Genomic DNA, 22,595 nt, shown 5'->3' with positions numbered 1-22,595 from the left:
GCCGGTGGTTGTTTGAGTCATTGATGCGCATTCACGGGAAATGAGCGCCGCCATGCCAGCGACACCAGACCCGCCATGATCAGGTTGAAGGCCAGCCCACCGGTCCAGAAGGAGAAATAGGACTCGAAGTTGTTGACGATCAGGAAATAGAAGACGAAGCAGAATCCAAACAGGCAGACGTCGAGCGGCATGTCGCCGCGCCGCCAGGCGGCCCAGCAGCCCCAGAGAGTCGCCACCACCATCCCCAGCAGCCACAGCGAGCCCGCCAGACCATAGCTCAGCTGGATCTCGATAAAGTAGTTGTGCAGGTGGCCAAACTCCTGCTTTACCCAGGCCGGCAGCGTGGGGGACTGCTCGATAACCCAGCTGCGCGCCTCACGGCCCCAGCCAAACAGGGGGCGCTCCTTGATCTTCTCCCACGCCACCAGCCAGGTATTTACCCGAGTGCCCACACTGGTGTAGGGGATCCGATCCAGTTTCCCCTCCCACACCATTTCAATGACATTCGCCTCTGCCCCGCTTCGCCCTATGGTCTGAGACTTGAAATAGTGCAAGGTGGTACCGATCAGTACGCCCCCCAACGCCAGCACCAATAGCAGGTTCTTCCAGTGGGGGCGCTGCATCAGCCCCCACAGAACCACCCCGAGGATGGCGGCAGCCCCGACGGCCAGAAAGACGGCCCGGGTCTGGGTCACCACTATGCCCAGCACCGCCACCGCCAGCACCGCCAGCAGCAGTGGCAATCGCCACAGCCATTGCCGCCGTCGTGCCGAGAGCCAGCGCCCAGCGAAACAGACACACCCCAGCAGCAGGATGCCAAAGAACATGGCCGTGTGCTGGGCGTTGCGGATCCCGAAATCGACCCGCATTCCCTTCAGCCCGCGTTGCCACTCGGGCAGCTGCACCAGCACCACGGCGAGCAATCCGAGGGCGGCGCAGCCCCACAGCCAGAACACCCTGCGCTCACGCCCCTCCAGTAAGGTGGAGCCCAGGAGAAACAGATAGAGCTTCAGCAGCCGATCCAGACCGGGATTCCCCTCGGCGGTGGGCAGTGAGGTGAAGTGGCCAATCACCCAGGGGATGCACTGCACCAGCAATGCCAGCAGCAGCAACTTGATATAGATGCTGCCGAGCAGCTCACGCCGCCAGCCAAACAGCAAGATGGCACCGGCCAGCACATAACCTATCTCCAGCCCCTTACCGAGGCCGGGCAATGCCAGCCGGCTCAGGGCGTAGAGAAAGAGGCAGGCCAGACCGCCATAGCGCAGGACACTTTCGACCTGCGCCCTACGGCCGGAGGGCCAGTGGCTCTTGAAAATATCGAGTAACAGCATAATCACAACTCAGAGGGGAGGAGGATCGCATGGATCGAGGTAACAGCGCGCCAAGCGCGTGAGATGAGCCGCCAGACCAAACTCCTGCTCGGCGCGCAAGCGGGCCTGCGCCTGTAATGACGCGGCCAGCTCAGGATCATCGAGCACCCGTACGATCTGCTGTGCCAGGGCCGCCGGGTCAAAGACGTTGGCCAATAAACCGGCCTCCCCCAGAACCTCGGGGATGGCCCCGCTGTCGGCACCGACGATGGGTTTACCCGCCGCCATCGCCTCGATCACCGTGAGGCCGAACGCCTCGTTGTGAGAGGGGATCACCACCACGTCCATCGCCTGGAGCAGGCGCCGGGTATCGCGCCGAAAACCGGTCAGGTGCACCCGTTCGGCCAACTGATGCTCGTCAATGAACGCCTGCAACTCGGCCACAAAGGGTTCATTGGCCCCTTCCGTGGCCAGCTTGCCCCCCACCAGCAGCAGTTGCGCCGTGGGATAACGCGCAAGCAGTAGGATGAAGGCCTCCAGCAGCTCCCGTTGCCCCTTGGCCCGGCTGAAACGCCCCACCATACCGATGAGGGGTCCATCCGGCAGGCCCAGCTCGCGCCGAATCGCGGCGGCCGGCTCGCTGCAACCTTGCAGCTCGGTACCCAGCCAGAGCCGCCGGAACCGCTCCGCCGGCAATGGCAGGGCGATCCGGTTGCGCCGCAGCGTCTCATCGCTGATGGAGAGCACCAGATCGACCTTGCCGTAAATCCAGCGGTGCAACCAGTCCCGCTTCGGCCGGCGCACTCCCATGTGCTCGGTGAAGATAAGCCGCAGCGGATGCCACGACTTGAGCAGGGCCGCCAGCAGCAGATCGCCGGACTTGTGGCAGTGCACCACCCCGATCTCCCGCTGCCGCAGCCAGCGCAGCAACAGGGGCAGGCGCAGCAATGCCTCGGCCCGGGAACCCACTTCCAGCACCTCGATGCCCGCCTCACGCATGCCGGTGGCCACTTGGCTGCCACGCAGCGCCAGGCCGAACACCCGCCAGCCGTGGCCAAGCATCCCTTTTCCGGTGTGGATCGGGTACATCTCCAGCCCCCCCCATCCCTGGGAGAGGCAGATGTGCAGCAGAGCGGGAGGGGTCATCGCTGCCGAGCTCAACGGCTCAGCCAAGCCATGTACTCGGCGACCCCTTCGGCGACCGTCTTGAACTCGCCGTCGTAACCGACGCCGCGCAAGCGGGTGAGGTCAGCCTGGGTGAAGCTCTGGTAGCGCCCCTTGAGGTGATCCGGGAAGGGGATGTATTCGATTTCGCCCTTGCCGTGATGCTTGATCACCGCCTCGGCCACGTTCTGGAACGGCTCGGCACGGCCGGTACCGCAGTTGAAGATGCCGGAGTGCTGCGGGTGCTGCCAGAACCAGAGGTTCACCTTGCACACGTCTTCCACGTACACGAAATCGCGCATCTGGCCGCCATTGGGGAAGCCATCACACCCTTCAAACAGCTTGGGATTGTCGCCCTGCTTCACCTGGTTGTTGAGGTGGAAGGCGACCGAGGCCATGGAGCCCTTGTGCTGCTCGCGCGGGCCATAGACATTGAAGTACTTGAGGCCGACCACCTGGGAGTTGATCTGCGGCAGCCAGCGACGCACGTACTGATCGAACAGCTGCTTGGAGTAGCCGTAGACGTTGAGCGGCATCTCGTAGCGGGGATCTTCGATGAAGTTGTCGTTGCGCCCGCCATAGGTGGCCGCCGAGGAGGCATAGATGAAGGGGATCTCGCGATCGATGCAGTAGTGGAACAGATCCTTGGAGTATTCGTAGTTGACCTCCATGATGAACTTGCCATCCCACTCCGTGGTCGCCGAGCAGGCGCCCTCGTGGAAGATCACCTCGATGCCATCCCACTCCTCAAACTCATCGCCCGAGACGATACGCGCGACAAACTCGTCCTTGTCCATGTAATCGGCGATGGTGAGATCGACCAGATTGACAAACTTGGTACCGTCGGTGAGATCATCGACCACTACCACATCGGTGCGGCCTTGCTCGTTCAGCTGCTTAACCAGATTGCTGCCGATAAAACCGGCTCCGCCAGTGACTACGATCATGGGGCTTACCCTCTAAGAGCGGCCCACCGCATGACACGCCGCAAGGTCGCGCGCAATGGGCCGGTGAAAATTGCCGAAAAGTTTACCATGGCCTATCTGCCGAGACGAATCCTTGCTGTTCAGCGTGACGAGCGGGGCAATTGTCGCCATAACGCTGGTTTGGTAACGTCTTCTCGGCTAACCTTCCCACTCGCCGTACCCCAACAGCAGGCGCACGTTTTGCCCAATTCCGTTGTTCCCCTGACCCCTTCGTCCAAGGAAACCGGCTCATGAAGCGGATCCTGATCATCCTGCGTCGTCTTCATCACGGCGGGATCGAAACCGCCAGCATCAACCTCGCCAACGCCCTCGCCGACCAGGGCCATGAAGTGCATCTCTGGGTGCTGCGCGGCGAAGCCCGCATGCATCCCGCCCCGAACGTCCACCTGCATCAGGGCCAGGATATCGAACGCGAAGCCCGTCAATATGGCACCGGCCTGCTGATGCACCTGCTCAATCGCGCCCTGCTGCGCTTCCTGTTTCGCGGCTCCCACTTCGTCTGGCTCGGACGCGCCACCAGCCGGGTGGCTCAGCGCAAAGTGGCTGAGATGGAGGCCCGCTACGGCCGCTTCGATCAGATCATCGTCCGTGGTCAGGGGGCCTTTGAGCTGCTGTGGGACTGGCGCGATCCGCGTATCTGGCAGGTGGTTGAGGGCACCATGCTCAAGCTCTGCCGCTACCGTTGGCAGGCCTGGTTCAGCCGCCTGCTGTTTCAGGACAAGCAGGTGGTCTGTGTCTCCGAGGGGCTGGCCAGCACACTGCAACTGTTTCTAAACGAAACGGGCGTCACCACCGCCAGAACCGAAATTATCTACAACGGCCTGCCCCTACAGTGCATCCGGGAGCAGGCGGCGGGGCCGGCACAACCGGCATTTAGTTCGCCCTACCTGGTGCACGTGGGGCGCCTGGTGCCGGTCAAGAACCAGGCGCTGCTGCTGCGGGCATATCAGGAATCCGGTCTCACCTGCCCCCTGGTCATCATCGGCGATGGCAGCGAGCGGGCCGCGCTCGAATCGCTCAGCACCGAGCTCGGACTCAGCGACCGGGTCAGCTTTCTCGGCCATCGTGACAACCCCTACCCCTGGGTGGCCCGCGCCAGTGCTTTCGTGCTCAGCTCGAGCTTCGAGGGGCTTGGCATGGTGCTCCTTGAATCCCTAGCCTGTGGCACCCAGGTGGTGGCCACCGATGTACCGGGCGGCATTCGCGAAATTCTGGTCGGCGAGCAGCGCCGCCTGCTGGCCGAACCGACCCCCACTGCCCTGGCCGCCAAGATGCGCGAAGCGCTGAGCGACCCCGTCCTCCCCGACGCCACCTGGCTGACCCGCTTCGATGACCGGAAGCTGGCCCAACGCTATCTCGAACTGGACTCCCCGAGTCATGACTGACACCGATCACCGCTACCCACTGCACCCACACGCGCGCCATTGCGTGACGCTGACCCAAACAGGCATCACGGGCGCCGAGCACCTCAGCACGGCTGGCAAGACCCTGCTGCTGCAAGTGGGCTATCGCGCCAGCCGTCGTCTCGGCGAGGTCACCATTGAGGATGGCCAACGGCAGTGGCGCCAATACCTGGCGCCCGAGCACGGCACCCGCTTTATCAACCTGAGCGGAGTGGGCTCACTGGCCACCTGCCGCATCACCTGCCGCCACGGCACACTGGACACGGCGGCCGAGCTGCTCGAGTTTGCCAACCCGGCGCTGGACGACGGCCCCCTGCTGCTGCTCTCGCCCCACCCCGACGATGCCGAGCTGGCCGCCTTCGGCCTCTACAGCGATCATGCCGCTCAGAGCTGGATCGCCACCCTGAGCGCAGGCGAAAAGCTCGACACCCTGCGCAAGCAGTACATCCCCGGGCTCGATGACGACCTTGCCAATGCGCAGCTGCGCAAGGGGATGATCCGCGCCTGGAACAGCGTGACCACGCCGCAGCTGGCCGGGGTGCCCGCCAGCCAGCTCTACTGCCTCGGCTATTTCAACGACACCTTGAGCGCCCTGCTGGATGAGCCGCAGCGGCCGCAGCCCCACGCCAGGCTGCCGGCGCTGCTGCCCACCCCGTTTCGCCGCTGGAATCCCACCCCGCTGCCCAACGATGCCGCGCCGCAGCACAGCGGCGAGCGGCTCATCGCCGATCTGGTGGCCCTGCTCGAGCACAGCCGTCCCACCACTGTGGTGGTGACCCACCCCGAGCTCGATCCCCATCGGGATCACCAGGCCAGCGCCAGAGCACTGGCGCTGGCGCTGGCCCTCAGCCGCCACCAGCCGACACGGGTGCTGCTCTATGCCAACCACCTGCACCACGGCAAGCACTTCCCCTATGGCCCGGAGCATGGCCGCACCACCCTGCCCCCCTGGTTCTCGACAACCTCAGCCCTCGGCCCATGGCAGTGCTACAGCCACCCCCTCTCGCTGGAGCGCCAGCGCCAGAAGGTGGTGGCCCTCGACAGCATGCACGACCTGCGCGCCACCCTGCGGCTGGAGAAGCGGCTCAAACGTTGGTGGAATCAGAAGGTGCGCAAGAACGGCTACCACTACTACGGCCCCCACGACTACCTGCAGACCCATATCCGGGCCGATGAGCTGTTCTGCTGGGTGGAACGCGACGCCTTCGTGCGTGGCATGAATCAACTGGCACACAAAGGGAATTGAGTGCATGAAGACCCGAGATCGCATCATTCACGGCGCCACCGAACTGTTCAACGAACAGGGAGAGCGCAACGTCACCACCAACCACATCGCCGCCCATCTGGGGATCAGTCCCGGCAACCTCTACTACCACTTCCGCAACAAGGAAGACATCATCCACAGCATCTTCGACCACTACGCCAAGCATCTGGTCGACAGCTTCGCCCCGGTGCAGGAGCGGGAGATCCGCATCGAGCACCTGATGGGTTATCTGGATGCCATCTTCTACCTGATGTGGCAGTTCCGCTTCTTCTACGCCAATCTGCCCGACATCCTGAGCCGCGACGAGCGGCTGCAACAGAAGTACCTCAAGGCCCAAGAGCAGCTTGGCAATTCGGTGCAGGGGCTGCTGCGCAGCCTGCGTGATGGCAAGCTGCTGGAGGTGGTGGACGAGGATCTGCCGGATCTCGGCCAGACCATCAAGATGGTGGTCACCTTCTGGATCGCCTATCAGATCGCCCAATCCCCCGGCACCCGGGTCACCAAGCCCTTGCTCTACAAGGGGGTGCTGCGGGTGCTCTTCATCCTGCGCCCCTACCTGCATCCCGAGGTGAAACCGCAGATCCAGCAGCTCGAGCAGCACTACCGCGAGCTGGCCGGGTGATCTGTTTCACAATTGTTGAATTTCAGCAAAATAATTTGAATAGCGCCGCTGCACGGACAGAGTAAAATCTTGTCATTCCGGGGCCATGCCCCTACGTCGACGAGGAAGAACGGATGTCCCACGCATTTTATCGCCATCTGGCTGCCGAACTGGAGCAGGTCAAGGCGGACGGCCTCTACAAGCAGGAGCGCCTCATCACCTCCGCCCAGCAGGCCGGCATCATGGTCGGTGGTCAGGAGGTGCTCAACTTTTGCGCCAATAACTATCTGGGGCTGGCCAACCACCCCGAGCTGATCGCCGCCGCCAAGGCCGGCCTCGACAGCCACGGCTTCGGCATGGCCTCGGTGCGCTTCATCTGCGGCACCCAGGACATGCACAAGGAGCTGGAGCAGAAGCTCTCCACCTTCCTCGGCACCGAGGACACCATCCTCTACTCCTCCTGCTTCGACGCCAATGGCGGCCTGTTCGAGACCCTGCTGGGGGCCGAAGACGCCATCATCTCCGACGCCCTCAACCACGCCTCGATCATCGACGGTGTACGTCTCTCCAAGGCCAAACGCTACCGCTATGCCAACAACGACATGGCCGACCTTGAACAGCAGCTCCAGCAGGCCAGCGCCGACGGCGCCCGCTTCAAGCTGATCGCCACCGACGGGGTCTTCTCCATGGATGGGGTCATTGCCGATCTCAAATCCATCTGCGATCTGGCGGACAAGTACGACGCCCTGGTGATGGTGGATGACTCCCACGCCGTCGGCTTCATCGGCGAGAACGGCCGCGGTACCCACGAATACTGCGGTGTGCTGGAGCGGGTCGACATCATCACCGGCACCCTCGGCAAGGCGCTCGGTGGCGCCTCCGGCGGCTACACCTCCGGCAAGAAGGAGGTGATCGACTGGCTGCGTCAGCGCTCCCGTCCCTACCTCTTCTCCAACTCGCTGGCGCCGGCCATCGTCGCCGCCACCATCAAGGTGATCGACATGCTGGCCGAGGGGCACGACCTGCGTGCCCGCCTGCAAGAGAACAGCGCCTATTTCCGCAGCCGGATGAGCGCCGCCGGCTTCACCCTGGCCGGCGCCGACCACGCCATCATCCCGGTGATGCTGGGCGATGCCAAGCTGGCTGCCGAGATGGCGAGCCGCATGCTGGCCGAGGGGATCTACGTGGTGGGCTTCTCCTTCCCCGTGGTGCCCAAGGGGCAGGCCCGTATCCGCACCCAGATGTCGGCCGCCCACACCCGTGAGCAGCTCGACCGCGCCATCGATGCCTTCATCCGCATCGGCCGCGACCTCGGCGTCATCTGATATCAAGGGGGCCGACGGCCCCCTTTTTTGGCGTTCATCGTGAAGGAACAACCATGAAAGCACTCTCCAAACTGCACCCGACCAAAGGCATCTGGATGACCGACGTCCCCATGCCGGAGCTGGGCCACAACGACCTGCTGATCAAGATCCGCAAGACCGCCATCTGCGGCACCGACATGCACATCTACAACTGGGACGAGTGGTCCCAGAAGACCATCCCCGTCCCCATGGTGGTCGGCCACGAGTACGTGGGCGAGGTGGTGGCCGTGGGTCAGGAGGTGCGCGGCTTCGCGGTCGGCGATCGGGTCTCGGGCGAAGGGCACATCACCTGTGGCCACTGCCGCAACTGCCGCGCCGGCCGCACCCACCTGTGCCGCAACACCATCGGCGTCGGAGTGAACCGTCCTGGCTCCTTTGCCGAGTACTTAGTGATCCCCGCCTTCAACGCCTTCAAGCTGCCGGACAACATCTCCGATGAGCTGGCCGCCATCTTCGATCCGTTCGGCAACGCGGTGCACACCGCCCTCTCCTTCGATCTGGTGGGGGAAGACGTGCTCATCACCGGCGCCGGCCCCATCGGCATCATGGCCGCCGCCGTCTGCCGTCACGTCGGCGCGCGCCACGTGGTGATCACCGACGTCAACGAATACCGCCTCGAACTGGCCCGCAAGATGGGCGCCACCCGCGCCGTCAACGTGGCCAAGGAGTCGCTCTCCGACGTGATGCAAGATCTCGGCATGAGCGAGGGGTTCGACGTGGGGCTGGAGATGTCCGGCAACCCCTCCGCCTTCCAGGAGATGCTCGACAAGATGAACCACGGCGGCAAGATCGCCATGCTCGGTATTCCCCCCGCCACCATGGCCATCGACTGGAACAAGGTGATCTTCAAGGGGCTGTTTATCAAGGGGATCTACGGCCGCGAGATGTTCGAGACCTGGTACAAGATGGCCAGCCTGATCCAGTCTGGCCTCGATCTCACCCCCATCATCACCCACCGCTTCCCCATCGACGAGTTCCAGCAGGGCTTCGACGCCATGGGCTCGGGTCAGTCGGGCAAGGTGGTGCTGAGCTGGGAGTAAGCCGGCACACCATGAGAAAGGGGAGCCAACGGCTCCCCTTTTTACTTGACGTCAATGCAGCCGGAAGCGCCCGACGATGTCGCGCAGGGCGCGGTAGCTCTGCTCCATGGTGCCGGCGCCGGCCGCCACCTCCTCCCCGCTACGCTCAAGCTGGCTCACCACCTCGGCGATGGCGTGCATGTTGCGGCTGATCTCGTCGGCCACCAGGCTCTGCTGCTCGGCGGCGGTCGCTATCTGGCTGACCAGGTCGTTGCTGCGCACCACGGCATCGACCACCTGATCGAGGGATCCATGCACCCGCGCCGTCTTGTCGGCGGTCTCCCGGCAGCTCTCCTTGGTGCCCTCCATCGCGGCCACCACCGTCTGGCTGCCACGCTGCAATCGCTCGAGCATGTCGCGGATCTCCGCCGTGCTCTGCTGGGTGCGTCCGGCCAGGGCGCGCACCTCGTCCGCCACCACCGCAAAGCCGCGCCCCTGCTCACCGGCGCGGGCCGCCTCGATGGCGGCGTTGAGCGCCAGCAAGTTGGTCTGCTCGGCGATGCCGCCAATAACCCCAAGCACGGCGCCGATCCGCTCAACATCCTGCTGCATGGCCAGCACAGAGCGGGCGGTCTCTTCGACCTCCCCGACTAGGGCCGAGACGCTGGCCATGGCCCCATCCACCACTTGGCGCGACTGATCGGCCAACTGCCGGCTCTGCCCCGCCAGCTGGGCCGTGGCGGCGGCGTTCTCGGCCACCGAACCGGCGGCGCTGCTCATCTCGGTGATGGCGGTGACCACCTGGCCGGTCTCGCCGGCGTGGCGCTCGAGCAGACTACGGGCGGTACGGCTCTGGCCGGCCACCGCCTCGATACCGCCGTTGAGCCGCTCGGCCGCCTCGCTCACCGCCAGCATCATCTCTTGCAATCTGGCGATGAAGTCGTTGATCCCCCCCGAGATCTGGCCCAGATCGTCGCGGCTGGTCACGCTCAGGCGGCGGGTCAGATCGCCGCTGCCACGGGAGAGCTCCAGCACCAGATCCCGCAGGAGCGGGATCGGGCGGTAGGCCAGCTTGAGGGCGACCAGCGACACCGCCAGCACCACCAGCCCGACTAGCAGCAGGGCAAAGGTGATCTTGCCGTTGATGTCGCGGGTCAGGCCGGCGATGTAGTCGAGATCCACGTAGCCGGTCAGGCTCCAGGCACTGCCATGTACGTCGATGGGGAAGGACTTGGCGATCGTCTCACCGCCCGCAGGCTGGCTGATGAGGAGGTGGCCCGCCGCATCTTTCAGCTCGAAGCGCTTGCCATTCCCTGCACTCTTCTCGAGCAGGGAGCGAAACTCGGTCATATCGAGGTAGTAGAAGTAGGCCGAATCGGCGCCGCGTGGCACCAAGATCACCACCACCGGCTTGCCATCGACCGTCTGCAACGGGCTGACCTGCACCTTGCCGCCCGCCTTGGCCGCCTCGCTGCGCAGGGCGTCGACCCGTTTGGGGTCGTTGATCACCCCGTCCCGATCGAATGCCATGTCACCTATCTGTTTGACGATGTTATGAAAACCGGTCTCCTCCAGGGTCTTCTTGACGTTGGTGACGCCGAAGTTGAGGTTACCGGCCAGTAGGATCTTCTGGTTGATGTCCCCTTCCAGCTTCTCGCGCACCAGGGCCACCTGGCTGGCGATGTTCTGCTCCGCCTGCTGGCGGATGTAACCGCTGATGAAGTGATTGACGCTCAGGTAGGAGGTCGCCACCGTGATCAGCACCGCAAGCAGCAGTAACAGATGGATCTTGGCCCGAAATGACATGAGCACCTCCTTGCAATAAGAGGGCGCCGTCTCGCGGCGCCCGGATGTATCACTTCTTCTTGGCGTACTTCATGGAGTCAAGTGCGACCGCCAAAATGATGATGGCCCCCTTGATGATGAACTGCCAGTAAGGGCTGACCCCGATGTAGGTCAGGCCGTAGTTGATGAGGGTGAAGATGATCACCCCGGTCACCACGCCGGCAACCGTGCCAACCCCGCCGGCAAACGACACCCCACCCACCACGCAGGCGGCGATGGCGTCGAGCTCGTACATGAAGCCCAGGTTGTTGGTGGCGCTGCCGATGCGGCCCGCCTCCAGCATGCCGGCAAAGCCGTAGAAGGCCCCCGCCAGGGCGTAGATGGCCACCAGATTGAGCGGCACGTTGACCCCAGAGACCCTGGCCGCCTCCGGGTTACCGCCGATGGCGAAGATGTTCTTGCCAAAGCGAGTCTTGTTCCACAGCACCCACACTAGCCCGATGGCGATGATGGCGTAGAAGGTGATGTAAGAGAGTTTGAAACCCCCTATGCGGATGAACCCCTGGGCAAAGCTCGAGAAGCGGGCATCGAAGCCAGCGATCGGCGAGGCGCCTACGTAGTCGTAGTAGAGGGAGTTGACCCCGTACACGATGATCATGGTGCCCAGCGTGGTGATGAAGGGCGTCACGTTGAGGTACGCCACCACCAGGCCGTTGATGAGGCCGATGAGGGCGCCGATGGCGCAGACCGCCAGGATCACCACGGGGATCGGCACGGCGCCAAGCTCGGGGAACACCTTGTTGACGTTGGTCAGCGACTGCAACAGGGTTGCCGCCACCACGGCCGCCAACCCCACCTGACGGCCGGCGGAAAGGTCGGTCCCCTGGGTGATGATGAGGCCCGCCACCCCGAGCGCAATGATGATGCGCACCGAGGACTGGGTGAGGATGTTGCTGAGGTTGGTGAGGCTCAGGAACGAGGGCTCCTGCACCACGATCACCACCAGCAGGATGAGCAGCACGGCATAAATACCGCCCTCTTTGAGCGTGCGCATCAGGTTGAAATTCTTGACCCACTCCATACGGATCTTCCCCTGTTACAGATAGAGAGAGGCCAGACGCAGGATCTCGCCCTGGTCGGTCTCTTTGGTGTTGACGATGCCGGCAACCCGGCCGTTGCTCATGACCAGGATGCGGTCGGTGATCCCCAGCAGCTCCGGCATCTCGGAGGAGATGATGATGATCCCCTTGTCCTTCTTGGCCAGCTCCAGGATCAGCTGATAAATCTCGAACTTGGCCCCCACGTCGATGCCGCGGGTCGGCTCGTCGAGCATCAGGATCTCCGGCTGGGTCAGCAGCCAGCGGCCGATGATCACCTTCTGCTGGTTGCCCCCCGACAAAGAGCCGATGGAGGTCTTCTGGCTCGGGGTCTTGACCCGCATCGCGTCGATCACCCACTGGGTGTCGCTCTTCATCTTCCGGTCGCTGAGCAGCCCCAGCTTGTCCTGGTACTTCTCCATGTTGGCGATCAGGGAGTTAAAGGCGATGTCGAGCTGGGAGTAGATGCCGGTGGAGCGGCGCTCCTCGGTCACCAGGGCAAAGCCGTTACGGATCGCCTCATGAGCGTTGTGGTTGTGCACCTCGCGCCCGTGCAGCGTGATGGTGCCGCCGCTGCGCTCGCGGATGCCGAACAGGGTCTCGACGATGTCGGTGCGCTTGGCGCCGACCAGGCCGGCCACCCCGAGGATCTCCCCCTTGTGCAGATCGAAGCTGACATCCTGAACCGAGGGTTGGCGCAGTGAGGTGAGCCCGCGCACCTGGAGGATCACCTCCTTGGGCACATTGGTCTTCTCGGGGAAACGCTGGGTCAGCTCGCGACCCACCATCATGCCGATGATCTGGTCCATGGTGAGGCCGGTCAGCGGCTGGGTGTCGATCCACTGGCCGTCGCGCAAGATGGTGATCTCGTCACACAGCTTGAAGATCTCCTCCATCTTGTGGGAGATGTAGACGATCCCGCACCCCTTCTCCTTGAGCTTGTTGATGATGCGAAACAGGTGGTTGACCTCCTTCTCGGTCAGGGAGGAGGTGGGCTCGTCCATGATGACGATCTTGGCGTCGTAAGAGACCGCTTTGGCGATCTCGATCATCTGCATCTGGGAGACCGAGAGGGTGGCCACCTTGGCGCGGGGATCGATGTCGATCTCCAGCTCCTCGAAGATCCGCTGGGTGTCGGCATACATCTTGTCGTGATCGACAAACCACCCCTTGGTGGGGTAGCGGCCGAGCCAGACGTTGTCCATGACGCTGCGTTGCAGCACCTGGTTGAGCTCCTGGTGCACCATGGAGATGCCGTTGTCGAGCGCCTCTTTGGAGGAGCGGAAATTGACCTCGCGCCCCTGAAAGGTGATGGTGCCCGTGTCCTTCTCATAGATGCCGAACAGACACTTGAGCAGGGTGGACTTGCCGGCACCGTTCTCGCCCATCAGGGCATGCACCGAGTGGGGGCGAACCCGCAGGTGAACGTTGTCGAGGGCTTTGACACCAGGAAACGCCTTGCTGATGCCGACCATCTCGAGCAACCATTCCGATTGCTTTGCTGTTGTTGTCATAGCAGCCAACTACTTGCTGGGAGGCGTGGGGGGACGCATCCCCCCACGGTTCCGGTGACGGGATTACTTGAACTGGGCCAGGTTGGCCTTGTCGACGCCGACGTAGGGGACACGCACCACCTTGTCGACAATCTTCCACTGGGTGCCTTCACCGGCGGCCTTGCCCTCGGCCAGGTTCTTGGTCAGCTCGAAGGTGGCCTTGGCCTGGTTACCGGCGTCGTTGAGCACGGTACCGGCCAAGGCGCCGCTGTCGACCAGGGCCAGGGCCTCCGGCAGAGCATCGACACCGAACACCGGGAGGCTGCTCTTGCCGGCGGCCTTCAGGGATTCGATAGCCCCCATGGCCATGGCATCGTTGTTGGCGATGACCACCTCAATCTTGTTGGCGTTGGGGCCGGAGATCCACGCATCCATCTTGTCCTTGGCCATGGCGGTATCCCACATGCCGGTGTCCAGATGCAGCTGCTCGCTCTTGATGCCGCCGTCGCTTAAGGTCTTGATGACGTAGGTGGTGCGGGCCTCCGCATCCGGGTGACCCGGCTCGCCCTTGAGCAGCACGAACTGGATCTGGCCATCCTTGTTGAGATCCCACTCCGGATGGGCCTTCCAGTGCTTGGCAATCAGCTGCCCCTGGATGATGCCGGACTCTTTAGAGTCAGTGCCGACATAGTAGGCCTTGTCATAACTGGCCAGATCGGCGGCGCTCGGCTCCTTGTTGTAGAAGACCACGGGGATCCCGTCGACGCGGGCCTTCTCGATCACGACGGAGGCAGCCGCCGGGTCAACCAGGTTGATGGCCAGCGCCTTCACCCCCTTGGCCATCAGCACGTCGACCTGATCGTTCTGCTTGGATTGATCATTCTGGGAGTCGTTCATCAGCAACTTGACGTCGGGATAGGCGGCGGCCTCCTTCTCGATGGCCTTGCGCACCACCGACATGAAGTTGTCGTCGTACTTGTAGACGGTGAATCCCAGTGTGGTCTCGGCCAGGGCGGCAGAGGCGGAGGTCATGCCCATCAGCAGGGCGGCGACGGCGGTCAGCTTCTTCATTATGTGTGCTCCGATGTCTCTATCTGTGGTGTGTCGTAGGGTGGCCAGCTATTGAGTCAGCGCCCATAAATGTAATCAACATGTTGCCATTTCATCTGTGATCGCCGCAGCAAAATGAAAGCGATTACACTATGTTACATAAACACCTTCTCTTTTGTTTTCATCATGTTATAAAAAACAGATAAAACAGAGACTTAATCGAAACCCGTAAAAAGCGCCGCCCCCCGACCCCCTTGTTCACCACGATCAAGCCCCCGGCGTGCCACTACCGCGCTCGCGTAGCGCCATCGGCAGAGACGCGGGCCCCACGCCCAGACACCCGCCGTCCTCCCCTATGGGCGCCTTCACGACACACCTGGGCGCCCTTCCCCCACCACAAAGGCTCACTGGGCACTAACGCGCTGCTCGCGCCACCTCGGACGAACCCGGGATCGACACTCAGGGTAAGCGCAGCGGCAGCTGAACACCTTGGCCCCCGGCAGGGAGCGCTGCGGGAGTCCCAGGGCGTTGCTCGGTGACGAGCGCAAAGCCGTGGCCGGCCCTCCTTGGCCAGCCTGTCGCATCACCGATGCCCCACAGCATGCCCCGGCGGGTTGCCGTGGTGGCGAGGGCCGTGGCGGTCAGTCCGAGGAAAAGCCCCAGGTGGTGGCCGTGGCGTGCGCCTATGCACAGAGAAGGAGTGGTCGGCCCCCACCGGAGCGAGAATGGGTAGACTGTCCCGACCAGGCCTGCCCCACCGGGCCGAGAATGGGTGGACTGTCTCAACCAGACCTTCCCCCACCGGGCCAGTCGTGGGGCGTGGCCGGTGAGAGCGGAGCTGCTAGCGCAGACACAGGGGAAATGCCGTTGGTTGCCGCCGCCCTCTCAAACTGCCTCTGCGGCTCACACCCGATAAGCCAGCGCTACATCACGCCATGGCCTAGCTCATGCGCGAGCGAGCCGATGATGAGGCAGGAGCGTTAAGGGTGCAGCCCCCTCTATCCTACCTGCGCTGACCCGCCCCCTCAGCCTTGATGGAGCAAGGGTGCGAAGGGATCACCACACACAACGTGTAATCGATTACAAAACAGACGAATACTCTTGTGTGAAATGTCTCTAACGAACCCATTCCCCCTCCTCACGCGGCAATCGCTCCGCATGAATGGCGAGGAGTGCGGTCACCACCTCTCGCTGACACGCTGATTTTCACTAAATTACACCCTTTATCATGGGAAACCTCGAATCTGCCCCATCCAAACCACCGCTAAATCAGGGCATACAAGCACAACACCAAGTGTAACCGATTACACATAAGCGTTATATTGATCACAGAATCGCCTCCCCCTCCTCAGCTAGACTCTGGCCATCGACAAGGAGAGGCACCATGAAGATTCTGGTAACCGGCGGCTGTGGCTACATCGGCAGCCACACCACCCTGGCCCTGATGGACGCCGGCCACGAACCGGTACTGCTCGACAACCTGTGTAACAGCAAGCGCACCGTATTGCAGCGTATCGAGGCTCTGCAGGGGCGCATCCCCACCTTCTATGAGGGCGACATCCGTGATGGGGCGCTGCTGGAGCGGGTGCTGCGCGAGGAGCAGATCGAGGCGGTCATCCACTTTGCCGCCCTCAAGGCGGTCGGGGAATCGACCCGCATCCCCCTCGAGTACTACGAGAACAACCTAAGCGGCACCCTGGTGCTACTGGAGGCGATGAAGCGCTGCGGTGTCCACACCCTGGTCTTCAGCTCATCCGCCACCGTCTACGGCGAACCCGCCTCGGTGCCGATCCGCGAAGGATTCCCGCGCAGCGCCCACAGCCCCTACGGCCGATCCAAGCTCATGATCGAGCAGATCCTCGAGGATCTGCAGGCCGCCGAGCCGCAGTGGAGCATGGTCGAGCTGCGCTACTTCAACCCGGTCGGCGCCCACGAGTCGGGCACCATGGGGGAAGATCCCCAGGGGGTCCCCAACAACCTGATGCCCTATATCACCCAGGTGGCCATAGGCCGGCGCCCCCAGCTGAGCATCTTCGGCGGCGACTATCCCACCATCGACGGCACCGGGGTGCGCGACTACATCCATGTGATGGATCTGGCCGAGGGGCACCTCAAGGCCCTCGAGCACTGCCACGGTACGGGCGGGGTGCATACCTATAACCTCGGCACCGGCAAGGGGTACAGCGTGTTGCAGGTGGTGGCCGCCTTCGCGGCTGCCTGCGGCCATCCGCTGCCCTATCAGATCGAGGCCCGCCGCCCCGGCGACATCGCCGAGTACTGGGCCGACCCGGCCAAGGCCGAACGCGAGCTGGGCTGGCAGGCCCGCCGCGACATGGCCGCCATGTGTGCCGACAGCTGGCGCTGGCAAACCCGCAATCCGAACGGCTACGAAGCGTGAGCCAACCCTGATTCCACGGGCCGGAGAGCGCGCTGCGGCCGGCCCACGATCACTGTAACGAGGTATCAAGATGTTCGATCCGGTTGATCACCCGCATCGCCGCTACAACCCGCTCACCGGCCAGTACGTGCTGGTGTCGCCGCACCGAGCCAAGCGCCCCTGGCAGGGGCAGGTGGAGAAGGTGGCCGAGAGCGCAGCCCTGGCTCACGACCCCGACTGCTTCCTGTGTGCCGGCAACCGCCGCGTCAACGGCGAGCAAAACCCCGACTACTCGGGGACCTTCGTCTTCACCAACGACTTCGCCGCCCTGATGCAGGACACCCCGGCCGCCGGGCAGGCCGCCGATCCCCTGCTGCATCTTGAGGCCGCCCGTGGCACCAGCCGCGTCATCTGCTTCTCGCCGGATCACGGCAAGACCCTGCCCGAGCTGGCGCTGCCGGCCATCGAGGGGGTCATCACCACCTGGATGGATCAGGTGCGCGACCTCTCCCGCGACTGGGCGTGGGTGCAGGTATTTGAGAACAAGGGCGCCGTGATGGGCTGCTCCAACCCCCACCCCCACGGTCAGATCTGGGGCAGCGACTTCCTGCCCAACGAGATCGCCCGCGAGCAGATCCAGCAGGCCGCCTGGCTGACCGAGCATGGCCGCCCGCTGCTGCTCGAGTATGTCGAGCGCGAGCTGGCCGATCGCTCGCGCATCGTGGTGGAGAGTGAACACTGGCTGGCCGTGGTGCCCTTCTGGGCCGCCTGGCCGTTCGAGACCCTGTTGCTGCCCAAGGCGCACCTCCCCTCGCTGCTCGATCTCAGCCCGGCCCAGCAGGCCGATCTGGCAGTGGCGCTCAAGGAGCTCACCAGCCGCTACGACAACCTGTTCCAGTGCAGCTTCCCCTACTCCATGGGCTGGCACTTCGCCCCGCCGCACAGCGACAACCGGGAGGCATGGCAGCTGCATGCCCACTTCTATCCGCCCCTGCTGCGCTCCGCCACGGTGCGCAAGTTCATGGTGGGCTTCGAGATGCTGGCCGAAGCCCAGCGTGACCTGACCCCGGAGCAGGCGGCCGAGCGGCTGCGCGCACTGAGCCCCAACCATTACAAGACTGTGTGAGGAATGCCATGACCCCCTTTGAGCGAGTGAACCAGCTTTTCGAGCGCCACTTCGGTCGCGGCGCGACCCTGTGCGTGCGCGCCCCCGGCCGCGTCAACCTGATCGGTGAGCACACCGACTACAACGACGGCTTCGTGCTGCCCTGCGCCATCGACTACGAGACCTGCGTGGCGGTCGGCCTGCGCGATGACAACAAGGTGCGCGTCATCGCCGCCGACTATGCCGAGCAGCAGGACGAGTTCGATCTGAACGCCCCGATCGCCCCCCACCCCGAACAGCGCTGGAGCGATTACATCCGCGGCGTCATCAAGCATCTACAGGCGCGCGGGCACCAGCTGCACGGGCTCGATCTGGTGGTTTCCGGCAACGTGCCGCAGGGAGCCGGGCTCTCCTCTTCCGCCTCCCTCGAGGTGGCCATCGGCCAGGCCTTCAAGGAGGCGTGCAACCTCCCCATCAGCCAGGCCGAGATCGCCCTCAACGGCCAGGAGGCGGAGAACCGCTTCGTCGGCTGTAACTGCGGCATCATGGATCAGATGATCTCCGCCTGCGGTAAAGCCAACCACGCCCTGCTGCTCGACTGCCGCAGCCTGGAGACCCGCCTGATCCCGATGCCGGACGATCTGGCGGTGCTCATCATCAACTCCAACGTGCGTCGCGGTCTGGTCGACAGCGAGTACAACACCCGCCGCGCCCAGTGTGAGGCCGCCGCCCGCCACTATGGGGTCAAGGCGCTGCGCGATCTCGACCTGGCCGCGCTGAAGGCGGGCAAGGCCGGGCTCGATGAGGCCAGCTATCGCCGCGCCCGCCACGTGGTGGGGGAAAACCTGCGCACCCTGGCCGCCGCCGATGCCCTCAGCACCGGGGATCTGCCACGGCTGGGCGCCCTGATGGCCCAGTCCCACGCGGCGATGCGCGATGATTTCGAAATCACTGTGCCCCCCATCGACGGCCTGGTCGAGATCATCAAGGGGGAGATCGGCGAGGCGGGCGGTGTGCGCATGACCGGCGGCGGCTTCGGCGGCTGCGTGGTCGCCCTGCTGCGCCCGGAGAAGGTGCCCGAGGTGATCGCCGCCGTCGAGCGCGACTACCCGGCCCGCTTCGGGTTGCAGGCGGACTGCTACGTCTGTCAGGCCAAGGATGGGGCGGGGCGCTGCCAATGAGCGCTTTTTGTCTGGAGAGCGAGAGCGGGCTGCGCCTTGAGGGGCTCACCCTGGGGGCGACCCTGACCAGCCTGACCCTGCCGCTGGCAGAGGGGCGCCGCGAGCTGTTGCTCGGCTGCCGGCCGCAGGATTACCCGCACCAGCAGGTGTGGCTGGGGGCCGTCGCCGGTCGCTTTGCCAACCGCATCGGCGGGGCCGAGCTGCGCCGCGAGGGGCAGTGCTGGCCCCTCGATGCCAACCAGCCACCCCACTGCCTGCACGGGGGCAGCGGCGGTTTTCACCGCCGCGAGTGGACGCTGGTCGAGCAGGCCAGCGACAGGGTGGTGCTGGCCCTCTGCTCGGTCGACGGGGATCAGGGCTTTCCCGGCAACCTGGAGGTCACCCTCTGCTACCGGCTGGCCGGCAACGATCTGCTGATCGAGTTCGATGCCAGCACCGATCGCCCCACCCCGGTCAGCCTGACCAGCCACGCCTATTTCAACCTCGATGGCGGCAGCGACGTGCGCGCCCACCGCCTGACGCTCAGGGCCGAGCGCTTCCTGCCGACCACCCCGGATGGCATCCCGCTGTCAGCGGCTGTCGTAGAGGGGGTGTTCGATCTGCGCCATGAGCGGCGCCTCGCCGCCGACTGGGGCAGCCACCCGCAGCAGCGTCAGGCCCGTGGTTATGATCACGCCTTTGTGCTCACGCCGGGTGAAGCCCAGTGGGTCGCCCGCCTGGTCTCGGGCGATGGGCGAGTCACCATGGAGATGCACACCGACCAGCCCTCGGTGCAGCTCTATACCGGTAACTGGTTGGCCGGCACGCCGGATCGGCGGGGCGGTGTGCATGAGGATTACGCCGGGGTCTGCCTCGAGGCGCAGCAGCTGCCGGACAGCCCCAACCGCCCGGAACTGGGCGATCCCTGGCTGTTGCCTGGCGAGCACTACCGCCACCGTACCCGCTACCGCTTTTTGGGGACGTGACACGCAAACGTCACCATTTTCCCGTGGTATTAACCCGCACAATCCCGCAAGATAAGCGCGCCCCGGCAGGACCCCGGGGCGCGTTATTTATTGCCTGTCAGGATATGAACCACCTATGACCGATACCTACTCCCTACTCGTCGCCTTTATTCTCGGTGTTGTCGAGGGGCTGACCGAATTTTTGCCCGTCTCCTCCACCGGCCACATGATCATCGTCGGTCACTTGTTGGGTTTTGAGGGCCCCAAGGCGGCGACCTTCGAAGTGCTGGTACAACTTGGCTCCATCCTCGCCGTGGTGGTGGTGTTCTGGCGCCGCATGTTTGGCCTCATCGGCATCCACTTCGGGGCAAAACCCACGACCACCCACGGTACCCTGACCCTGCTCCACATAGTGATCGCCATGCTGCCGGCGGTGATCCTCGGCTTTCTGGTGCACGACTTCCTGAAAGAGCACCTGTTCGGCCCGGTGACCGTGATGGGCGCCCTGGTGGTCGGCGGCCTGCTGCTGCTGCTCGCCGAGCTGCGCCGCCCCCCCATCTGCACCGAGACCCTCGACGACATCAGCTACAAACAGGCCCTCGGCATCGGCCTGTTCCAGTGCATGGCCCTGTGGCCCGGCTTCTCCCGCTCCGGCGCCACCATCAGCGGGGGCATGCTGATGGGGATCAATCGTCAGGCCTCCGCCGAGTTCTCCTTCATCCTTGCAGTGCCCATGATGCTGGGGGCCTCAGGGCTTGATCTCTACAAGAGCTGGGAGCTGCTCTCGATGGCCGATCTGCCCATGTTTGCCGTGGGGTTCGTCACCGCCTTCGTGGTTGCCATGCTGGCCATCAAGACCTTCCTCGCCCTGATCCGCCGCCTGAGCTTCGTCCCCTTCGCCATCTACCGCTTCATCGTGGCCTTCGCCGTTTATCTGGTCTTCGTGGCCTGATCCCCGCCAACCAAAAAGACCGGCCTTATGGCCGGTCTTTTTTTTGACAATAAAACAGCGACTGCGTCTTGATGAACGAGAGCCATATAAGAAGGTAACCGGAAATATGGCAGTGCCATCTACCAATGACTGACGCCGTCTACCGACGGTGTCGTGGTTATATTATTTTCTATGTTACAGACGATACATCACAGTCAATATTCTTCATCGAGCATCACCATGAATTATCCTATGGATAGTTTTTATGATCATATTAATGCGCTCTGTCTATTCACTATCTGCGCCAAGCGCATCAATCTCATGATGATACGCCAACCAAAATCATTGCCCCCCTTCCTACAACCTGACAGGCATTTTCCCACAAGCATAAAGTTAACATTTTGTGAGGTGATATAGCCATATTCTAACAACACGACAAACAAGCTTGATAGTGGCAAAACCAGATGAATTTAGACGATAAGCACGGTGTTAAAAACTAGCTATTCACTCATAAAGGCGATGTGATCTTGTTAAGCGCAGTATTCTCACCCTGCGTTGAACTTAAAATAGGAAATAACGATATGGACAAGGTTCACACGCTAAAAAGAGCAATCCTGTTGCTGACCTCATTGATTCTACTGTTAGCAGGATGCAACGATAGCAATAACAAAAATGAACCATCAACATGTGAGCAATTAACCGCGATTCACATTGCGCCGATTTCTCAACTTAGCCGGGGATACAGCCAAGATACCCTACCGACCGGGGTTAGCGCGCGATACCAAGCGACGCTGACGTATTGTGATGGCTCCACCCGTGTCACGACAGAAGGCGTGACCTGGAGCGTAACGCCCGATAACGCGTCGATCTCTCGCAGTGGCGTCATTACCGCCTCCTCTCCCGGTGAAGTGACGATTCGCGCGACACTTGATGGGCTCGTGGGGGAACGCACGCTGCAAATAACCGATGCGCTCTTGGTGGAACTCTTGGTGACGCCCGCCACGGCGGCCTTCCCTAAAGGGGTGAAGCAGCCGCTCCAGGCGCTGGCCACCTACTCAGATGGCAGCAACATCGACGTGACGACCCAAGCGGCGTGGCAGAGCAGCCACCCTGACATTGTTCGCATCGATGCCCCCGGCGTTGTCCGCAGCCAAGCGATGGGCAACGCGATGGTCACCGCCACCTTTGGTGGACTCTCAGCCCAAGCGGAGATCACCGTCACCCCCGCCACCTTGAGCCACCTCGCCATTACCCCAGCATCGCTCTCCCTTCCCAAGGGGCTCAAGCAGCCACTCCAAGCGCGGGCAACCTACTCAGATAACAGCGTCATCGACGTGACAGAGCAAGCGAGCTGGAGCAGCAGCAACGCTAACATTGTGCGTATCGATGCCCCCGGCGTGATCCGAGGCCAAACGACCGGCAAGGCCGCGATCACCGCCACCTTCGATGGGCAGTCGGCCCAGGCAGAGGTCACCATCACCCCCGCCACCCTGAGCCACCTCGCCATTACCCCTGGAT

At 63.3% G+C, this 22,595-nt stretch carries 18 protein-coding genes; 11 read left to right on the top strand and 7 right to left on the bottom strand.

The window, feature by feature from the left end:
* Positions 1–17: 17 nt before the first annotated feature.
* Genes BN1134_RS14310 through rfaD form a run of 3 tightly spaced genes read right to left on the bottom strand, consistent with a single transcriptional unit; the run spans position 18 to position 3,424 of the window.
* Positions 18–1,334: an O-antigen ligase family protein gene (locus tag BN1134_RS14310; protein WP_052449502.1), complete on the bottom strand. Its 1,317-nt coding sequence runs from the start codon at positions 1,332–1,334 to the stop codon at positions 18–20.
* Between the two features lie 9 nt (positions 1,335–1,343).
* A complete protein-coding gene (locus BN1134_RS14305; RefSeq protein ID WP_042048045.1) occupies positions 1,344–2,459 on the bottom strand; it encodes a glycosyltransferase family 4 protein in 1,116 nt (371 codons plus the stop codon).
* 11 nt (positions 2,460–2,470) lie between these two features.
* On the bottom strand, positions 2,471–3,424 hold the full coding sequence (rfaD, locus tag BN1134_RS14300; protein WP_042048043.1) for an ADP-glyceromanno-heptose 6-epimerase: 954 nt from the start codon (positions 3,422–3,424) through the stop codon (positions 2,471–2,473).
* Positions 3,425–3,693: 269 nt separating this feature from the next.
* On the opposite strand from rfaD, the gene BN1134_RS14295 reads away from it, so the two are divergent.
* From BN1134_RS14295 to tdh, 5 genes are all read left to right on the top strand, one after another.
* Positions 3,694–4,848, top strand: a complete 1,155-nt coding sequence (locus tag BN1134_RS14295; protein WP_042048042.1) for a glycosyltransferase — start codon at positions 3,694–3,696, stop codon at positions 4,846–4,848.
* Positions 4,841–6,112 carry a PIG-L family deacetylase gene (locus BN1134_RS18950; RefSeq protein ID WP_052449501.1) on the top strand — a complete coding sequence of 424 codons (1,272 nt, stop codon included), beginning with the start codon at positions 4,841–4,843 and terminating at the stop codon, positions 6,110–6,112. The genes BN1134_RS14295 and BN1134_RS18950 overlap by 8 nt, the downstream gene beginning before the upstream one ends.
* A 4-nt stretch (positions 6,113–6,116) precedes the next feature.
* Complete coding sequence (locus BN1134_RS14285; protein ID WP_042048041.1) at positions 6,117–6,752, top strand: TetR/AcrR family transcriptional regulator; 636 nt, start codon at positions 6,117–6,119, stop codon at positions 6,750–6,752.
* Between the two features lie 113 nt (positions 6,753–6,865).
* Complete coding sequence (locus BN1134_RS14280; RefSeq protein ID WP_042048040.1) at positions 6,866–8,056, top strand: glycine C-acetyltransferase; 1,191 nt, start codon at positions 6,866–6,868, stop codon at positions 8,054–8,056.
* A gap of 53 nt (positions 8,057–8,109) precedes the next feature.
* Positions 8,110–9,135 (top strand): L-threonine 3-dehydrogenase, encoded by a 1,026-nt coding sequence (gene tdh / locus BN1134_RS14275; RefSeq protein ID WP_042048039.1) that lies wholly within the window; start codon positions 8,110–8,112, stop codon positions 9,133–9,135.
* A 51-nt stretch (positions 9,136–9,186) separates the two neighbouring features.
* On the opposite strand, the gene BN1134_RS14270 is transcribed toward tdh, so the two are convergent.
* The 4 genes from BN1134_RS14270 to mglB all read right to left on the bottom strand — a co-directional run bounded on the left by BN1134_RS14270 (position 9,187) and on the right by mglB (position 14,560).
* On the bottom strand, positions 9,187–10,920 hold the full coding sequence (locus BN1134_RS14270) for a methyl-accepting chemotaxis protein (RefSeq protein WP_042048038.1): 1,734 nt from the start codon (positions 10,918–10,920) through the stop codon (positions 9,187–9,189).
* 49 nt (positions 10,921–10,969) lie between these two features.
* Complete coding sequence (mglC, locus tag BN1134_RS14265) at positions 10,970–11,980, bottom strand: galactose/methyl galactoside ABC transporter permease MglC (protein ID WP_042048037.1); 1,011 nt, start codon at positions 11,978–11,980, stop codon at positions 10,970–10,972.
* A gap of 15 nt (positions 11,981–11,995) precedes the next feature.
* On the bottom strand, positions 11,996–13,510 hold the full coding sequence (gene mglA, locus BN1134_RS14260) for a galactose/methyl galactoside ABC transporter ATP-binding protein MglA (protein ID WP_042048036.1): 1,515 nt from the start codon (positions 13,508–13,510) through the stop codon (positions 11,996–11,998).
* Between the two features lie 63 nt (positions 13,511–13,573).
* Positions 13,574–14,560: a galactose/glucose ABC transporter substrate-binding protein MglB gene (mglB, locus tag BN1134_RS14255; RefSeq protein ID WP_042048034.1), complete on the bottom strand. Its 987-nt coding sequence runs from the start codon at positions 14,558–14,560 to the stop codon at positions 13,574–13,576.
* Between the two features lie 1,363 nt (positions 14,561–15,923).
* On the opposite strand from mglB, the gene galE reads away from it, so the two are divergent.
* The 6 genes from galE to BN1134_RS20065 form a co-directional block, all read left to right on the top strand.
* Positions 15,924–16,937 (top strand): UDP-glucose 4-epimerase GalE, encoded by a 1,014-nt coding sequence (gene galE / locus BN1134_RS14250; protein ID WP_042048033.1) that lies wholly within the window; start codon positions 15,924–15,926, stop codon positions 16,935–16,937.
* Positions 16,938–17,007: 70 nt separating this feature from the next.
* Positions 17,008–18,042, top strand: a complete 1,035-nt coding sequence (locus BN1134_RS14245; protein ID WP_084214817.1) for a UDP-glucose--hexose-1-phosphate uridylyltransferase — start codon at positions 17,008–17,010, stop codon at positions 18,040–18,042.
* An 8-nt stretch (positions 18,043–18,050) separates the two neighbouring features.
* The gene (gene galK, locus BN1134_RS14240; RefSeq protein WP_042048031.1) at positions 18,051–19,202 is read left to right on the top strand and encodes a galactokinase; all 1,152 of its coding nucleotides are present in this window, start codon (positions 18,051–18,053) and stop codon (positions 19,200–19,202) included.
* A complete protein-coding gene (locus tag BN1134_RS14235) occupies positions 19,199–20,167 on the top strand; it encodes a galactose-1-epimerase (RefSeq protein ID WP_042048030.1) in 969 nt (322 codons plus the stop codon). Before galK ends, BN1134_RS14235 begins: the two co-directional genes overlap by 4 nt.
* A gap of 115 nt (positions 20,168–20,282) precedes the next feature.
* On the top strand, positions 20,283–21,098 hold the full coding sequence (gene bacA / locus BN1134_RS14230) for an undecaprenyl-diphosphate phosphatase (protein WP_042048029.1): 816 nt from the start codon (positions 20,283–20,285) through the stop codon (positions 21,096–21,098).
* Positions 21,099–21,658: 560 nt separating this feature from the next.
* A partial coding sequence (locus BN1134_RS20065; protein WP_198133191.1) for an Ig-like domain-containing protein occupies positions 21,659–22,595 on the top strand: 937 nt, incomplete at its 3' end.

The organism is Aeromonas simiae (assembly GCF_000820125.1).
Taxonomy (GTDB): domain Bacteria; phylum Pseudomonadota; class Gammaproteobacteria; order Enterobacterales; family Aeromonadaceae; genus Aeromonas; species Aeromonas simiae.
This window is presented reverse-complemented; position numbering and strand designations above follow the sequence as displayed.

Coding starts and splice junctions, on each gene's coding strand:
- BN1134_RS18950 (WP_052449501.1), top strand. CDS start 4,841: ATGACTGACACCGATCACCGCTACCCACTGCACCCACACGCGCGCCAT.
- bacA (WP_042048029.1), top strand. CDS start 20,283: ATGACCGATACCTACTCCCTACTCGTCGCCTTTATTCTCGGTGTTGTC.
- mglB (WP_042048034.1), bottom strand. CDS start 14,560: ATGAAGAAGCTGACCGCCGTCGCCGCCCTGCTGATGGGCATGACCTCC.
- BN1134_RS14295 (WP_042048042.1), top strand. CDS start 3,694: ATGAAGCGGATCCTGATCATCCTGCGTCGTCTTCATCACGGCGGGATC.
- rfaD (WP_042048043.1), bottom strand. CDS start 3,424: ATGATCGTAGTCACTGGCGGAGCCGGTTTTATCGGCAGCAATCTGGTT.
- BN1134_RS14310 (WP_052449502.1), bottom strand. CDS start 1,334: ATGCTGTTACTCGATATTTTCAAGAGCCACTGGCCCTCCGGCCGTAGG.
- BN1134_RS14280 (WP_042048040.1), top strand. CDS start 6,866: ATGTCCCACGCATTTTATCGCCATCTGGCTGCCGAACTGGAGCAGGTC.
- BN1134_RS14285 (WP_042048041.1), top strand. CDS start 6,117: ATGAAGACCCGAGATCGCATCATTCACGGCGCCACCGAACTGTTCAAC.
- tdh (WP_042048039.1), top strand. CDS start 8,110: ATGAAAGCACTCTCCAAACTGCACCCGACCAAAGGCATCTGGATGACC.
- BN1134_RS14270 (WP_042048038.1), bottom strand. CDS start 10,920: ATGTCATTTCGGGCCAAGATCCATCTGTTACTGCTGCTTGCGGTGCTG.
- mglC (WP_042048037.1), bottom strand. CDS start 11,980: ATGGAGTGGGTCAAGAATTTCAACCTGATGCGCACGCTCAAAGAGGGC.
- BN1134_RS14235 (WP_042048030.1), top strand. CDS start 19,199: ATGAGCGCTTTTTGTCTGGAGAGCGAGAGCGGGCTGCGCCTTGAGGGG.
- BN1134_RS14305 (WP_042048045.1), bottom strand. CDS start 2,459: ATGACCCCTCCCGCTCTGCTGCACATCTGCCTCTCCCAGGGATGGGGG.
- mglA (WP_042048036.1), bottom strand. CDS start 13,510: ATGACAACAACAGCAAAGCAATCGGAATGGTTGCTCGAGATGGTCGGC.
- BN1134_RS14245 (WP_084214817.1), top strand. CDS start 17,008: ATGTTCGATCCGGTTGATCACCCGCATCGCCGCTACAACCCGCTCACC.
- galE (WP_042048033.1), top strand. CDS start 15,924: ATGAAGATTCTGGTAACCGGCGGCTGTGGCTACATCGGCAGCCACACC.
- galK (WP_042048031.1), top strand. CDS start 18,051: ATGACCCCCTTTGAGCGAGTGAACCAGCTTTTCGAGCGCCACTTCGGT.